The sequence below is a fragment of the Achromobacter sp. UMC71 genome, from assembly GCF_014170305.1.
In the GTDB taxonomy this organism is placed as follows: domain Bacteria; phylum Pseudomonadota; class Gammaproteobacteria; order Burkholderiales; family Burkholderiaceae_B; genus Achromobacter.
This window is the reverse complement of record NZ_LZZT01000015.1, coordinates 269179-284349: the sequence shown is the minus strand read 5'-3', so window position 1 is coordinate 284349 and position 15171 is coordinate 269179. Positions and strand designations below refer to the sequence as shown.

Below are 15171 nucleotides of genomic sequence, written 5' to 3'. Positions count from 1 at the left end.
AAGCGACAACGGGCGGCCGGGATCCGGCCGCCTTTTTTTCACGCGGTAGCGGCCGCCGCGGTTGTCGCGGTGCGCAGGCGCAACGACGCCAGCTTCACGCCCAGCAGAATCATCACGAAGCCGTAGGCATGGAACAACTGCGGGGCTTCGCCCAGCAGTGGCCAGGCCAGCAGCGCGGCGTAGACCGGCACCAGGAACATCGATAAACCTGCCGTCGCGGGCCCGGCCCGGCTGATCAGCCTGCCATAGACGTAGTACGCGCCCAGGCTGGGCACCACCGCCAGGAACAGCAGTACCGCCGCCAGCCGCGGATCCGTCCAGGGCGGGGTGGCGCCGGTTGCCGCCTCGATGCCAGCGAAGGGCGCCAGCGCAATCACCCCGCCCAGCATCATCGTCGCCAGGCGCGCGCTGTCGGGCACCGCCGGCAACGTCAGGCGCTTTTGCAGCACCGTGTAGAAGGCCCAGCCCGTGGCGGCCAGCAGCACCCAGAGGTCGCCCTGGCCGAACGCCAGCCGCGCCAGCGCGTGGGCGTCGCCGCGCGTCAGCACCACCAGCACGCCGCCCAGCGCCAGCGCCAGGCCGGCGGCCCGCAGCGGTTGCAGGGGCTTGCGCCACAGCATGGCTTCCAGCAGCGCCACCAGGATGGGGCTGCACGAGAAGATCAGGGCGATATTGGTGGCGCTGGTGGACTGGGCGCCGATGTATTGCGGCGCCACCGCCACGCCCATGCCCAGCACCGCCAGCGGCAATAGCGCGGGCAGGCCGTGCCATAGCGCGCGGCGGTGCTGCCGCAAGGCCGGTGCCGCCAAGGGCAACAGGATCAGCAGGGCGATCAGCCAGCGGCCGAAAGCCAGGAAAACGGGAGGAAGGGCGGCGTCGTGGGCCCAGCGGGCGGCCACCATATTCGAGGCGAAAAGCGCCGGGGCGGCCAGGAGCATGGCGGTGCCGGACAGGCCCAGGCCGGTTCTTGCGGGTACTGCTGCTGCGTGAGACATGATTTCCCGCCGCGCGGATCGACGCGCGGCATGCTGCGGTGGACTGCCCCGCGCCAGCGCCGGGTTGTGCCGCGGCGGTAAGCGCTGGATACGACGAGCGGGGGTATGCCCGTCTTGCTGGAAAGTCTACGGCCGGCGCCGGAAAATAGGTTTCCTGATTGCCGCCCATTTGGCAGTAAAAGGAGAATATCCATCCCGTAAAATCCATATTTCCAGAGAAATTCTCTTTTATGGATCGCCCACGTGTCCACCGCCCCGAAAATCGACGAAACCGACCGCAAGATCCTGCGCGCGTTGCGCACCGATGGCCGTCTTACCAACCTGAAGCTGGCCGAGCAGGTGGGCCTGTCGCCCACGCCCTGCTGGAACCGGGTGAAGGCGCTGGAAGAGGCCGGGGTCATCGAAGGCTACGCGGCCCTCTTGAACCAGAAGGCGCTGGGGCTGCCCGACACCGTCATGATCGAGGTCACGCTGGAACATCACGACGACGACACCCTGGCGCGCTTCGGCGAAGCCATCACCCGGCTGCCGCAGGTGGTCGAGGCCTTCCTGGTGACGGGGGAATACGATTACCTGATCAAGGTGGCCGTGGCCGGCACCGAAGGCTACGAGGAATTCCTGCGCAAGCGGCTCTATAAGCTGCCCGGCGTGCGGCACAGCCGTTCGACTTTCGTGCTCAAGCGGCTCAAGCACACGCCGTCGGTCGAACCCTGACGGCGCGTATTGACAGGCTCTAGCTACGCAGGAACGACTCGATGGCGCCATTGAAGGCGCGCGGGTTGCCCAGGTTCATGCCATGAGACGAGCCGGCGATGGTCACGCGTTGCGACTGTGGCAGCCACTGCTGCAGGGCGTCGAGCACCGCGGGGTAGGGGGCGGGACTGAGCGCCCCGCCGATCAGCAGCGTCGGCAGCGTCAGCGAACCGATCTGTGCGGGGCTCAGGACCGCCGGGGTTTCGCGGGCCTGGCCGAACAGCGTGCCGGCATTGTCGCGCACCATTTCCTTGAACCACGGCACCATGCGCTGCCAGGTGTCCGGCCCGGTCACGGTGTCCACGAATAACGCCAGGCCTTCCTCGACGGCGCCGTCGCGAATCAGGTCCAGCGCCCGCTGGCGAAAGCCGCCGCGTGCATCGTCATCGCCGGGCAGCGGCAGGCCGGGGTCCGCCAGCGTCAGGCTGCGCAACGCCTCGGGCCGCGTCAGCGCCGCTTCCAGCGCCACGCGGCCGCCGCGGGAATGTCCCACCAGGTGCGCCGGCTCGCCCGCCACGCGGTCGATGAATTCCAGCACGTCGGCCGCATGCTGGGCCACCGAGAAACCGTCGCCTTCGCCGTCCCAGGCTTCGGGCCAATAACGCCGCAGGCACACCGCCAGCACCCGGAACGTGCGGCCCAGCGGCGCCATCTGCGACTTCCAGTAGCGGCTGTCGGACAGCGAACCATGCACCAGCACCAAGGGCGCGCCCTCGCCGTACTCGGTGTAGGACAGGGCGTAGCCGCCGATCTCGGCGGTTTGCAGGGGCAGCACAGGTTCGGAACGCATGGGGCACGGGTAGGGAAAGGCAGGCCCGCATTTTAGGCTGATACACTCGTTTCCCGATTTCTTCCTGTCGAACGGAGTCCGCCAGATGTCATCCGCCACGCCCGCCGATCTTCCCGAATCCGCCCAACGCGTCGCCCGCCTGCTGCAGGAATTGGGTCACGACAAACCCGTCGTGGTACTGCCTCAAACCGGCAAGACCTCGGCGGAAGCGGCGGCGGGCCTGGGCTGCGAAGTGGCTCAGATCGCCAAGTCCATCATTTTCCGCCGCGCCTCGGACAACGCGCCTGTGCTGGTCATTGCCAGCGGCGTGAACCGCGTGGATGAAGCCAAGGTCGCTGAGCAGGTCGGCGCGTTGGCCAAGGCCGACGCCAAGTTCGTGCGCGACATGACCGGCTACGCCATCGGCGGTGTGTGTCCCATCGGCCATGCAGTCAAGCCGGTCATGCTGCTGGACCAGGACCTGTTCCAGTACGACAGCCTGTGGGCTGCGGCCGGGCATCCGCACGCCGTCTTCAACCTGACGCCGCAGCAGCTGGCCGCCATGACCGGCGCGCCGGTGGCCGACGTCGCCCAGCGCGTATAGTGGCGTGCCGCGCAGTTGGCCTGACCGGACCTTCTTGAAAAGGAAGGCCCGCGGGCCTAGTGCGGATCGGCTTCCAGATCGTCGATCAGCACCTGCAGCCGGCCGCGTGAGCAGGCCTCGACCCGGCCCAGCACCCCATACACCGACGCCAGCGCCGCCGGGGTAATCACCTCGGCCGGCGCCCCTGCGGCGACCAACCGGCCGCCATGGATCATCACTGCGCGGTCGGCATGCTGCAACGCCACGTTCAGGTCGTGCAGCACGATCACGGTAATCAGCCCATGCTGGGCCGTTTCCTGCTTGAGCAGCCGCATCACGTGGAACTGGTAGTTCAGGTCCAGCGCCGAAAGCGGTTCGTCCAGCAACAGTACCCGCGGCCGGCGCACCAGCGCCTGGGCCAGCCCCACCAGCTGCTTTTGGCCACCGGACAGCGCATCCAGGTAGTGCAGCGCCAGGTGCCCGATGCCCAGTCTTGCCAGCAGCTGGTCGATGGCATGCAGATCCGCCGGCGGCCCCTGGGCCTCGCTGGCGCGGGCAGCCACCAGTACGGATTCGAATACCCGCAGATGCACGGAGGCGGGCAGGCTCTGCGGCAGATAGACCAGGTGCCGGGCCCGGGTCGCGAAGTCCAGGCGCACCAGGTCCAGGCCGTCCAGCCGGGCATGGCCGGCGCGGACCCGCAGCAGGCCCGCCAAGGCCTTGAGCAACGTCGACTTGCCGGTGCCGTTCGGGCCCAGCAGCGCGGTGACTTCTCCGGCCTTCAGGTCGGGCAGCGACAGGTCGTGCAGCACGTCTGCGCCGCCGTAGCCGGCGGTGACGTGGCTGACGGCTAGTACCGGATGTGTCACGGCAGCCTCCGGCGCAGCAGCACGGCCACGAAAAAGGGAATGCCGATCAGCGAAGTCACGATGCCTACCGGCACGATCACGCCCGGCGCCAGGTTCTTGGACGCCACCGATGCCAGCGACAGGATGACGCCGCCCACCAGGGCGCTGCCCGGCAGGAAAAAGCGGTGGTCCTCGCCCACCAGCCGGCGGGCGATATGCGGCGCAATCAGGCCGATGAAGCCAATCGTGCCCACAAACGCCACCGCCAGAGCCGACAACAGGCTGACGCGCGCCAGGGCTGTCACGCGCACCCGGCGCACGTCCACACCAAAACTGGCGGCGCGCTCTTCGCCCAGCCGCAGCGCCGTCAGTTTCCAGGACTGGCGCATGGCCAGCGGCAGCGCCAGCGCGAACGCCACCCCCAGCGTGGCCACCGTGGTCCAGGTGGAGCGCGACAGGCTGCCCATGGTCCAGAACACCAGGTTCTGCAGCGCCTCGGCGCTGGCCGTGAACTGCACCAGCGACACCAGCGCATTGAACGTGAACACCATGGCGATGCCGAACAGCACCACGCCGGACGTGTTCATGCCGCTTCGGCGAGCCACGAAATCCAACAGCAAGGCGGCCAGCAGCGCGAACAGGAACGCATTGCCCGCGATCAGCCAGCCGTCCGGCACGCCCGGCAGGCCCAGGCCCAGCACGATTGCCAATGACGCCCCGAAAGCGGCGGCCGACGACACGCCCAGCGTGAACGGGCTGGCCAGGGGATTGTTGAGGATGGTCTGCATCTCGGCGCCGGCCAGGCCGAGCGCCATGCCCACCAGCGCCGCCATCAACGCGTAGGGCAGCCGGATGTCCCAGACGATCACGCGCAGCGTCGGCTCGGCACCGCCGGGCGAAGTCAGCGTGCGCCACAGCTCGTCCCAGCCCAGGCCCGAAGGCCCGAGGGTGAAGTCCAGCAGCAGCCCAATGAAAATCGCCGCCAGCAGCAGGGCGATGAGCCCTGCGCGGCGGCGCAGGATATGCCGGTAAGCGGCGACCGCGGTCGCGGCGTCCGCCATGGCCATTACTGGAGCAGTTGCAGGCGGCTCTTGGCCGTGCTGGCGGCCGGCGTGGTCGGGTAGTCGCGAACAATGCGCTGCAGCGTCGTCTTGGCGCCGGCGCGGTTGTTCATTTCGATCTGGCTGCCGGCGATGACCAGCAGGGCGTCGGGCGCGCGGCCGTTGTCCGGGGCCTTCTGCACCATGGCGGTCAGCTGCTCGATGGCGCCCTTGAAGTCCTTCAGGGCGTAGCGGCTGCTGCCCAGATAGAACTGGGCGCTGGGGGCCAGCTGGCTGGCGGGGTAGAGCGCGGTGAAGGCGGCCAGCGACTCGGACGCCTCCTTGTACTGGCCCTTGCGGAACAGGTCGATGGCGCCGTCGTAGGCGGCCTGCTCTTGCGGATCGCCGGCGGTCGCGCCCGGCGGATTGGCGCCGCCTGCGGCGCCGCCCGGCTTGTTGGCGCTGGGCTGCTGACGCGACACCAGCTCGAGTTGGTCGCGCAGTTGGGCGACTTCCTGTTGCAGGGCTTGAATCTGATCGGCCAATTGGAGCTTGGCGCGTTGGCTCTGCTCGTTCTGCTGCTGTACTTGCTGGCGCAAATCCAGGATGGCCTTGCGGGCCTCATCATCGGAAAAAGCGTGGGCGGGCGCCGTCAGGGCCGCAAGCACCAGGCCGGTGGCCGCAATCAAAGGACGCAGGGACAGAACGTTATCGCGCATGAAAATTCCCGGGTATAAAAACAAACGTCGGGACGGCCGGCTGACCGTCCCGACGCGTGGTGGGGCACTTAGCTATACGGAAAGCTTAACGCTGATATTCGATATCGGCGCGGCGGTTTTCCGCAAAGTCGGCTTCCGACGTACCAGTCGCCTTCGGCTTTTCTTTACCAAAGCTGATGGTTTCGATCTGGTTGTCGCTGACGCCCAACAGGGTCATCATGCGACGCACGGCGTCGGCACGGCGCTGGCCCAGGGCCAGGTTGTATTCGGCGCCGCCGCGTTCGTCGGTGTTGCCTGCGATCTTGATTTTCTGCTGCTGGTGCGAAGCCAGGTAACGGGCGTGGGTTTCCACCAAACCGCGGTACTGGTCGGACACCGTGTAGCTGTCGAAGTCAAAGTACACCGAGCGCTGTTGCGCCAGGATGCTTTGGGGGTTGAAGGGATCAAGGATCTGGCCTGAGGCCGATCCTTGGCCAGCGCCTCCGCCCTGACCCGCTTTATCGTCGAGAGGGACGGAGCTGCAAGCTGCCAGGGTGGCGGCCAGAGCGGCGATGGTTAGGCTTTTGGCAATGCGCGACTTCATGATAGTTCCTTTGCAAAGAGAGTCACACGTGTTATCGGGTAAATGGGCCCCAAGTCGGTTCACGTATTTCCCCGTTCAGTACCGAAAGCGTCTGTCGTACGCGGCCATCGCTCGAGACACCAGCAAGTACGCTACGACCATTTTGGATGGCGGCGTAAAGGACTTGCATGCCGTTCGGCGCGAAGCTTGGCGACTGATCGTCTCGACCATCGGTCAACAAGTTCTCCGAGCCGGAGGACAGGTTCAACGATGCGATCCGGAACGCGCCGTCGCGTCTGGCAACGTACAGCAACGTCGATCCATCGGGGGAAATTCGGGGTGAGATGTTGTAACCACCATTAAACGTGAGGCGGCGAGCATCGCCACCGTCCAGGCCGGTTTGATAAATCTGCGGCCCGCCGCTGCGGTCACTGGTAAAGATAATGGAACGGCCGTCTGGCGTAAAGCTCGGCTCGGTGTCAATCCCGGGAGAACGCGTAACTCGCTTCATATTCGAGCCGCCGGCCGCGCTAACGATGTAAATTTGCGACAAACCGTCACGCGTCAGGGCCACGGCCAACTGGGTGCCGTCAGGGGACCAGCCGGGGGCGCTGTTGTTGCCCTTGAAGTTGGCGACCGGCACGCGGGCGCTGGTGGCCAGGGTGTGCACATACACCACGGGCTTGCCCGACTCGAAGCTTACGTAGGCCAGCTTGGCACCGTCCGGCGACCAGGCCGGCGAAATGATCGGCTCGCGCGAGCGCAGGGCGACCTGGGGATTCTGTCCGTCGGCGTCGGCCACTTGCAGCTCGTACGTCGGGCCTTGCTTGAGCACGTAGGCGATGCGGGTCGAGAAAACCCCGCGCACACCGGTGATCTTTTCATAGATGCGGTCGGCGATCTGGTGGGCCACACGGCGCAGTTCCTGCTCGGTGCCCGAGAACGCTACGCCGTCCAGCTGACCCTTCTTGACCGTGTCGGCCAAGCGGTAGCGCACGTCGTAACGGCCGTCGCTGCCGCGAACGATGCTGCCGTAGGCGATGAAATCGGCGCCCTTGGCGCGCCAATCGTCATGGGCGATGGGCGAATCGACGTTCAGGCCCGAGCCCGCGGCGCTGATCAGGCGGAACTGGCCCGTGCGGGTCAGGTCGGCGCGGATCACTTCGGCCAGCGCGCGGCCATGGGTGTCGTCTACCGCGAAATCGGCGATGGCGACCGGATATTGGGTAGCGCCGGTCCCGGAGATATCGACGCGCAGCTGCGCCTGGGCGGGCTTCATGGCCATCAGGCAGGCCAGTGCGAGCAGCAGCAGTCCGAACCCGTACAGTCGCCACAGGGCGGGTTGGGGGGCTCGTCGGCTAGGGGCGGGAGTCATAATCAGCAATCTCCTGTCTATTAGTACATGCTGTACTCACCGTAGATACTCGGTTCGTAGCGGCCATTAGAAGGTTTCGGGAACGGGTTGCAGCGGCGGATGCCGCTTTCGATTGCGCGGTCAAACGCGGGAATACCCGAAGATCTGGTAATCGTAACCGCAGTGACCTTTCCGTCGGAGGTATTCAACTTTACTTGGTATTCGGCCGTCGGGTTCTCGGCGCCGCTGCGAGGCGGGGTCGGATAGGCCACACCGGGCTGCACGCAAGCGCGCACCTTGGCGCCGTAGCCCGCGTCGCGGCCACCTGCGCCACCCGTCTGGTTGCGGTCGGCGGTGCCGCCGGGGATGCCGGCCGCGCCCAGGGCGTCGTTGCGGAAGGCATCCTTCAGCGCCTTGTCGGCGGCGGCCTTCTTGGCGGCTTCTTCCTTGGCTTTCTTCTCGGCGGCGGCCTTTTCGGCAGCCGCCTTGTCGGCAGCGGCTTTTTCCGCGGCCGCCTTGTCAGCAGCTGCCTTGTCCGCCGCGGCCTTGTCGGCGGCGGCTTTTTCGGCGGCAGCCTTCTTGGCGGCGTCGTCCTTGGCCTTCTTCTCGGCAGCTGCCTTGTCCGCCGCGGCCTTGTCGGCGGCAGCCTTCTCGGCGGCCTGGCGTTCCTGCTCCAGGCGCTTCTTTTCCTTCAGTTCAGCCTGCTTGCGCTCGTCTTCCAGGCGCGCCTTTTCCTTGGCGGCCTCGGCGGCCTGGCGGGCCTGCTCTTCCTGTTCACGCTTTTTCTTGGCTTCCTGCAGCGCGATTTCCGGATCCACTTCCTCGGTCTTGGGCTGGACCTGGGGTTCCGGCTTGGGCGGCGGGGGCGGCGGCTCGGGCGCTTTTTCAGGCTCGGGCTGCGGCTTCGGTTGGGGCTGCGGCTTGGGCGGTTCGGGCTGGGGCTTGGGCGGAGTCGCGTCCGGCGACACGCCGTCGGCCCACAGCTGGACTTCCACGGGGCCCGGGGTTTCGGTGCGCCAGTTCAGATTGAGGATCAACACGGCCAGCAGCAGGCCGTGCACCAGCAACGCCAGGACCAGAGCGATCCGGTTGTCGTTGTTGGGCGGGGTGGCCGGGGGGCCGCTGTGGTGTCGAATAATGGGTGGCGTCATGAGCGTTGCAAGCCGGCGGCGCCGGCGGAGGGCGGCGCGTTAGCGTTTTTTCGCGGGGGCAGGCTGATTGCCGCCGGCGGACTGGTCCACCAGCAGGCCCAGGCGGGTAATGCCATTGGTACGCAGTTCGTCCATGACCTTCACGACCGTCTCGTAGGGCACCTTGCCATCGGCCGCGATAACGACCGGGGTTTCGGCGGTGATGCGCGAACGCACCTGCGCCACCAGTTCGGGGCGGGCGATGTCCTGCAGCGTGGCGCCGGGCTCGCGCATGCGCAGCGCGATCTTGCCGTCTTCCGAAATCTGGACTTCCAGCGGCTTGACCGGCACGTCGGACGCCGCGCCCACCGAGGGCAACTGGATCAGGCCCGGCGTAATCAGCGGTGCCGTCACCATGAAGATGACCAGCAGCACCAGCATCACGTCGATGTAGGGCACCACATTGATGTCGGCCTTCATGCGGCGGCCGGACCTGCCGCGCGAGCTTACCGAGGGCATTAGCGCACCTGCCGTTGCAGAATGTTCAGGAATTCATCGACGAAACTGTCGAAACGGATCGAGATGCGGTCGATGTCGTTGGTGAAGCGGTTGTAGGCGACGACGGCCGGGATCGCGGCGAACAGGCCGATGGCGGTGGCGATCAGGGCTTCGGCAATACCGGGGGCCACCGAGGCCAGCGTGGCTTGCTGCATGTTCGACAGGCCGATGAAGGCGTGCATGATGCCCCAGACCGTGCCGAGCAGGCCGATGTACGGCGAAACCGAGCCAGCCGAAGCCAGGAAGTTCAGGTGCGATTCCAGTGCGTCCATCTCGCGCTGGTAGGCCGCGCGCATGGCGCGGCGCGGGCCGTCGAGCAGGGCGGTGGCATCGCTGCCGGCGTTGCCGCGGCGGGCCTTCAGGAATTCGGTCATGCCCGCGTCGAAGATGCGGGCCAGGGCGCCTTGCTCGTCGCGGCGCGAGGCCACGGCCTGCTGCAGCATCGACAGGTCGCCGCCGGACCAGAAGTCGTCTTCAAAGCGGCGGGTCTGGGCGTGGGCGCGCTTGATGGCCAGCCGTTTGGCGAAGATGTACGTCCAGGACATGATCGAGATGCCCAGGAGCATCAGCATGATCAGCTGGACCGGCACGCTGGCGTGCGAAATCAACGAAAGCAACGACATGTCGTTGGTGGCTTGCATGGTTATTCCTGAATTGATTCCAGTTTGGCGCGGACGTCGGCCGGTAGTTCCACCGGCCGCATGTTGACGGCATCGACGCAGCAGACTTGGATGTTGCCTTCGGCAAGCAGTTCCCCGTCCCGTTCTGCGCGCTGCGCGAAGTGTATCGAAGCGCGGCCCAATTTTGTGACCCGGCTGCGAATAGTAAGCAAATCGTCCAGTTTGGCCGGTTTGCGGTAGGACATGTCCAGCGAGCGGACAACGAACAGTCGTTGCTCGCCGGTGGCCAGGTCGGATTGGTTGACGCCCAGGTCGCGCAGCCACTCGGTGCGGGCGCGTTCCAGGAATTTCAAGTAGTTAGCGTAGAAAACCACCCCGCCCGCATCCGTGTCTTCGTAGTAGACGCGGACTTGCAGGCGGGATTCGGCGGACTTCGGATCGGTCACGATGCGGGCTTCGATAATGCGGGTCGGGACGCGAAAAAGTCCGTAGTTACTTTAAGGTTTACAGCGTGTCGAGTTTCGTCAGCACGGCTTCAAGCGCGGACTCTACCGGAATCTTGCCCGCTTCGGTTTCCCGACGGGCCTGCAATTCCACCACACCGTCGTTCAATCCGCGTTCTCCAACTGTTACACGGAGCGGCGCGCCGATCAATTCCCATTCGGCGAACATCACGCCGGGGCGGGCATCGCGGTCGTCCAGGATGACGTCCACGCCGCGCGCCAGCAGCGATTCGTATAGCTTCAGAGAGGTGTTACGCACGGTTTCGCTTTTGCCCCAGCCCACCGGGCAGATCACCACTTCGAACGGCGCAATGGCACGGGGCCAGATGATGCCGCGGGCGTCGTGGTTCTGTTCGATGGCGGCGCCGACGATGCGGGTCACGCCGATGCCGTAGCAGCCCATTTCCAGGGTCGCCGGCTTGCCGGTCTCGTCCAGGAAGGTGGCTTTCAGGGCTTCGGAGTACTTCTTGCCCAGGTAGAAGACGTGTCCGACTTCGATGCCGCGCTGGATGGACAGCGTGCCCTTGCCGTCCGGCGAGGGGTCGCCCGCGACTACGTTGCGCAGATCGGCCACGAGTTCGGGCTCGGGCAGGTCACGGCCCCAGTTCACGCCCTGGATGTGGAAGTCTTCGCGGTTGGCGCCGCAGACGAAGTCGGCCATGTTGGCCACGGTGCGGTCGGCGATGACGTGCACCGGGCGCGCGGTGCGGACCGGGCCCAGGTAGCCCGGCTTGCAGCCGAAGTGTTCGACGATCTCGGTTTCCGTGGCGAAACGGAAACCCGCCAGGCCCGGCAGCTTGCCGGCCTTGATTTCGTTCAGTTCGTGGTCGCCGCGCAGGAGCAGCAGCCAGACGTCGACTTTGCCTTTTTCGCCGTCGGTCGCCAGGACGATGGATTTCACCGTCTGTTCCAGCGGGATGCCCAGCAGGCGGGCCACGTCTTCGCATTTGGCCGCGCCCGGGGTGGCCACGTCGGCCATGGCCTGAGTGGCGGCGCCGCGCGTCGGGTACAGGCTGACCGCCTCGGCCAGCTCGATGTTGGCGGCGTAGTCGGTCTCGGCGTTGTAGACCAGCAGGTCTTCTCCGGTGTCGGCGATGACCTGGAATTCATGGCTGCGGGTGCCGCCGATCGAGCCCGTGTCCGCGGCCACGGCGCGGAATTCCAGGCCCAGGCGGCCGAAAATGCGCATGTAGGCGGCGTACATGTTGTCGTAGCTGCGCTGGGCGCCGGCTTCGTCGCGGTCGAAGGAGTAGGCGTCCTTCATGGTGAATTCGCGGCCGCGCATCAGGCCGAAGCGCGGGCGGCGCTCGTCCCGGAACTTGGTCTGAATGTGATAGAAATTCAGCGGCAGCTGGCGGTAGCTGTGAATTTCGTTACGGGCGATGTCGGTGATCACCTCTTCCGAGGTGGGCTGCAGCACGAAATCGCGCTGGTGGCGGTCCTTGATGCGCAGCAGTTCCGCGCCGTATTGCTCCCAGCGGCCGGATTCCATCCAGAGCTCGGCCGGCTGGACCACCGGCATCAGCAGCTCGATCGCGCCGGAGGCGTTCATTTCCTCCCGGACGATGGCCTCGACCTTGCGGATGATCTTCAGGCCCAGGGGCATGTAGGTGTAGATGCCGCCCGCGAGTTTGCGGATCATCCCGGCCCGGGTCATCAGCTGGTGGCTGGCGACTTCGGCTTCGGAAGGGGCTTCTTTGAGGGTGTTGATGTGGTAGTTGGATGCGCGCATGTTTAAAGGTGGCAGCAGATACGTATAATCGACTGTAATTGTATTGAATTCGGTGGGGGTGGCCCATGCTTGACCGCGAAGGCTACCGCCCCAATGTCGGCATCATTCTCGTCAACAGTAGAAACGAGGTCTTTTGGGGCAAGCGTATCAGGGAACATGCCTGGCAGTTCCCTCAGGGCGGCATCAAGTACGGCGAAAGCCCGGTGCAGGCCATGTATCGCGAGCTCCATGAAGAGGTGGGCCTAAAGCCCGAGCATGTCCGTATTTTGGGGCGTACACGCGATTGGTTACGTTATAACGTGCCCGATCACTTCGTCCGGCGTGAGTGGCGTGGCCACTATAAAGGACAAAAACAGATTTGGTTCTTGTTGCGCCTGGTGGGACGTGACAGCGACGTTTGCCTGCGCGCGACGCAGCATCCGGAATTCGATGCCTGGCGCTGGAGCCAGTATTGGGTACCCCTGGATGCCGTCATCGAGTTCAAGCGGGACGTCTATACCCAGGCGTTGAACGAGTTGTCAGCAATCCTCTTTCGGCGGCATCACGAAACCCGCTACCTGCGTCAGCGCGTGCATGGGCAGCGGGCGGCAGAGAACTTGCCCGAAGGAACGGACGGTCATGCGCATATTGTTGGTTGAAGATGAACGGGACATGGCGTCCTGGCTCATGCGCGCGCTTGCGCAAAGCGGGTTCGTGCCCGATCACGCGGCCGATGCCCGCACGGCGGAAGCCTTCATGGCGGGCACCGAGTACGACGCCATCGTCATGGACTTGCGCCTACCGGACAAGCACGGCCTGGTCGTGCTGCGCGAAATGCGCAACCGCGACGACCGCACCCCCGTCCTCCTGCTCACCGCCCAAGGCGCGCTGCAGGATCGGGTGCGCGGCCTGAATCTGGGCGCCGACGACTTCCTCACCAAGCCGTTCGCCCTGGAAGAACTCGAAGCCCGCCTGACCGCGCTGGTGCGCCGCAGCCGCGGCCGTCAGCATCCGCGCCTGCAATGCGGCTCGCTGTCCTACGACAGCGAAAGTCGCGCCTTCACGCTCGACGGTTCGCTCCTGTTCCTGACCCCGCGCGAACACGCCGCCCTGGCGGCGTTGCTGACCCGTAGCGGCTATCCGGTGGACAAGTCGCAGCTGTTCGGCAAGGTCTTCACCCACGACAGCGAGGCCAACCCCGATGCCATCGAGGTCGTGCTGCACCGCCTGCGCAAGAAATTGGCGGGCAGCGACGTGCGCATCGTGACCGTGCGCGGGCTGGGCTACATGCTGGAAAGCGTTGCCAGCGAAGCCGCCGACACCTGACCTGCCCCCCGTGAGCCTCCGGATTCCTGGGCTGCCGCGGGTCGGCATCCGCGCCCTGCTGATCATCCTGCTGCTGCCCGGCGTGGTGGCGCTGCTGGTCATCGACAGCCTGAACGACTACCGCACCCTGTCCGAGATCACCAACGAGGCCTACGACAGCGCGCTGGTTGAACCGGCCCGGGTGCTGGAAAGCAGCCTCGAGTTCACCCCCGACGGCTCGTTGCAGGTGGCCACGCCGCTTTACGCCCAGGTCATGCTCGAGTCCCGCGCTGGCCTGCGCAAGTATTTCCGCATCGAGCAGATCGATCCGCCGCTGCCCGACGAATCGCCCGTGCCCACCGAGCAGGGCAAGACCCTGCTGGGCATGCCCGAGCTGCCGCGCCCGCCCACCTGGCCGCGTGCCAACGGCCAACCCGTGTTCTACGACGGGGTCTATCGCAATGACCCGGTGCGGGTGGTGTCCGTCGTGCGCGACCTGTACTACCAGGGTAACCACCGGCAGGTGCTGGTGCTGGTTGCCGAAAGCACCGGCAAGCGCATCGAGGCCGAAAACAGCGCGCGGCGCCAGGAAATCCTGCGCGATGCCCGCATGTTGGCGCTGGTCGTGCTGCTGGTCTGGTGGGGCGTGTCGTGGGCCCTCAAGCCATTGCGGCGCCTGCGCGCCGACATTCGCAACCGCCGCCCCGACGACCTCACCCCGCTGGACGCCTCGCGCGTGCCCAGCGAGGTGGCGCCGCTGGTCGACGCCGTCAATCACCATATCGCCCGCTACCGCCGGGTGCTGGAAGAACAGTCGCATTTCCTGGCCGACGCCTCGCACCAGTTGCGCACGCCCTTGGCCATCATGCTGACCCAGGCCCAGTACGCGCTGCGCGAACGCGACCCCGCGCGGGCGCAGGAAGGCCTGCGCGCCATCGTCGACCAGCTGGGGCGCACCCGCCGGCTGACCGAACAGTTGCTCTCGCTGGCGCATGCCAACCAGGCCGACCCGTTGCCGCGGCAATTGCTCGACATGAACGCCGTCTCGCGCGAGGTGGTGCTGCAATACCTGCCGCTGGCGCACGAAAAACAGCAGGACCTGGGCTGGGTACAGGCCATGAACGAACAAGGGCAGGAGATCGGCGCGCCGGTGTCCGGCAACGAGGCCGAGCTGCACGAAGCCCTGTCCAACCTGGTGCACAACGCCATCCATTACGCGCCCGTGGGCGCGCGCATCACGGTTTCGGTCAGCCGGGTCGACAACCACGCAGAAGTCGCCGTGTCCGACAACGGCCCGGGCCTGGAGCCGCTGCTGCGCGCCCGCGCGTTTGCCCGTTTCGAGCGGGTGGGCACCGACAAGCCCGTAGCCTCTTCGGGGTCGGGCCTGGGCCTGGCGATCGCCCGCGCCTACGCCCGCCGCAACGACGGCGACATCGACCTGCGCGACGGCGAGCCCAACGAGCAGGGCGGGGTGGGCCTGGCGTCCGTGCTGTGGCTGCCGCTGGCCGCCACCGTCTCGCAGTATCCGCGCCCCACGGATGTCGAGTTCACGGGCGAACAGTAGATTTGTCCAACTCAGCTTTCATTCTTTCCTCCTAGCCGCCATTGCCGATCCTGTCTGTTTCCATCAGGGATAACCCCTGGATTCAGGCTTGCGACAGCGCATAGAAAGCGGATTAGCAGCTTGCTTCCGTAATCTGCCAGCCGGTCTGTCGTAAAGG

At 66.1% G+C, this 15171-nt stretch carries 17 protein-coding genes; 5 read left to right on the top strand and 12 right to left on the bottom strand.

The genetic code is table 11. The features are described from left to right. Positions 1–38: 38 nt before the first annotated feature. Positions 39–995: a DMT family transporter gene (locus A9974_RS07590; protein WP_255468067.1), complete on the bottom strand. Its 957-nt coding sequence runs from the start codon at positions 993–995 to the stop codon at positions 39–41. A gap of 243 nt (positions 996–1238) precedes the next feature. Between A9974_RS07590 and A9974_RS07585 the strand changes: the two genes are divergently transcribed. After that, positions 1239–1709 carry an Lrp/AsnC family transcriptional regulator gene (locus A9974_RS07585; RefSeq protein WP_183003488.1) on the top strand — a complete coding sequence of 157 codons (471 nt, stop codon included), beginning with the start codon at positions 1239–1241 and terminating at the stop codon, positions 1707–1709. 19 nt (positions 1710–1728) lie between these two features. Here A9974_RS07585 and A9974_RS07580 read toward each other — a convergent pair whose 3' ends face one another. Then, positions 1729–2538, bottom strand: coding sequence for an alpha/beta fold hydrolase (locus tag A9974_RS07580; RefSeq protein WP_183003487.1), 810 nt, complete (start codon positions 2536–2538; stop codon positions 1729–1731). 85 nt (positions 2539–2623) lie between these two features. Here A9974_RS07580 and A9974_RS07575 point away from each other — a divergent pair, with 85 nt between their 5' ends. Then, entirely contained in the window at positions 2624–3121 is a 498-nt protein-coding gene (locus tag A9974_RS07575; RefSeq protein WP_183003486.1) for a YbaK/EbsC family protein, read from the top strand. Between the two features lie 56 nt (positions 3122–3177). Here A9974_RS07575 and A9974_RS07570 read toward each other — a convergent pair whose 3' ends face one another. From A9974_RS07570 to A9974_RS07525, 10 genes are all read right to left on the bottom strand, one after another. Continuing rightward, positions 3178–3969, bottom strand: coding sequence for an ABC transporter ATP-binding protein (locus A9974_RS07570; protein ID WP_183003485.1), 792 nt, complete (start codon positions 3967–3969; stop codon positions 3178–3180). Then, the gene (locus A9974_RS07565; RefSeq protein WP_183003484.1) at positions 3966–5009 is read right to left on the bottom strand and encodes an iron ABC transporter permease; all 1044 of its coding nucleotides are present in this window, start codon (positions 5007–5009) and stop codon (positions 3966–3968) included. Before A9974_RS07565 ends, A9974_RS07570 begins: the two co-directional genes overlap by 4 nt. A 5-nt stretch (positions 5010–5014) precedes the next feature. Then, positions 5015–5707 carry a tol-pal system protein YbgF gene (ybgF, locus tag A9974_RS07560; RefSeq protein ID WP_183003483.1) on the bottom strand — a complete coding sequence of 231 codons (693 nt, stop codon included), beginning with the start codon at positions 5705–5707 and terminating at the stop codon, positions 5015–5017. Positions 5708–5792: 85 nt separating this feature from the next. Beyond that, a complete protein-coding gene (gene pal, locus A9974_RS07555) occupies positions 5793–6290 on the bottom strand; it encodes a peptidoglycan-associated lipoprotein Pal (protein WP_025137478.1) in 498 nt (165 codons plus the stop codon). A gap of 31 nt (positions 6291–6321) precedes the next feature. Beyond that, on the bottom strand, positions 6322–7644 hold the full coding sequence (gene tolB, locus A9974_RS07550) for a Tol-Pal system beta propeller repeat protein TolB (protein ID WP_370539592.1): 1323 nt from the start codon (positions 7642–7644) through the stop codon (positions 6322–6324). A 20-nt stretch (positions 7645–7664) separates the two neighbouring features. After that, positions 7665–8774, bottom strand: a complete 1110-nt coding sequence (gene tolA / locus A9974_RS07545; RefSeq protein WP_183003482.1) for a cell envelope integrity protein TolA — start codon at positions 8772–8774, stop codon at positions 7665–7667. A gap of 39 nt (positions 8775–8813) precedes the next feature. Beyond that, a complete protein-coding gene (locus tag A9974_RS07540) occupies positions 8814–9272 on the bottom strand; it encodes an ExbD/TolR family protein (protein WP_006392914.1) in 459 nt (152 codons plus the stop codon). After that, positions 9272–9952 (bottom strand): protein TolQ, encoded by a 681-nt coding sequence (gene tolQ, locus A9974_RS07535; protein WP_025137474.1) that lies wholly within the window; start codon positions 9950–9952, stop codon positions 9272–9274. Before tolQ ends, A9974_RS07540 begins: the two co-directional genes overlap by 1 nt. 2 nt (positions 9953–9954) lie before the next feature. After that, positions 9955–10377 carry a tol-pal system-associated acyl-CoA thioesterase gene (gene ybgC / locus A9974_RS07530; RefSeq protein ID WP_025137473.1) on the bottom strand — a complete coding sequence of 141 codons (423 nt, stop codon included), beginning with the start codon at positions 10375–10377 and terminating at the stop codon, positions 9955–9957. 58 nt (positions 10378–10435) lie between these two features. Further along, positions 10436–12166: a proline--tRNA ligase gene (locus A9974_RS07525; RefSeq protein WP_183003481.1), complete on the bottom strand. Its 1731-nt coding sequence runs from the start codon at positions 12164–12166 to the stop codon at positions 10436–10438. Positions 12167–12231: 65 nt separating this feature from the next. Here A9974_RS07525 and A9974_RS07520 point away from each other — a divergent pair, with 65 nt between their 5' ends. The 3 genes from A9974_RS07520 to A9974_RS07510 are packed head-to-tail and all read left to right on the top strand — an operon-like array spanning position 12232 to position 15014. Continuing rightward, the gene (locus A9974_RS07520) at positions 12232–12804 is read left to right on the top strand and encodes an RNA pyrophosphohydrolase (protein ID WP_006217428.1); all 573 of its coding nucleotides are present in this window, start codon (positions 12232–12234) and stop codon (positions 12802–12804) included. Then, entirely contained in the window at positions 12785–13471 is a 687-nt protein-coding gene (locus A9974_RS07515; protein ID WP_025137471.1) for a response regulator, read from the top strand. The genes A9974_RS07520 and A9974_RS07515 overlap by 20 nt, the downstream gene beginning before the upstream one ends. Before the next feature lie 10 nt (positions 13472–13481). Then, positions 13482–15014, top strand: coding sequence for a sensor histidine kinase (locus A9974_RS07510; protein WP_370539590.1), 1533 nt, complete (start codon positions 13482–13484; stop codon positions 15012–15014). The last annotated feature ends 157 nt before the right edge of the window (positions 15015–15171 follow it).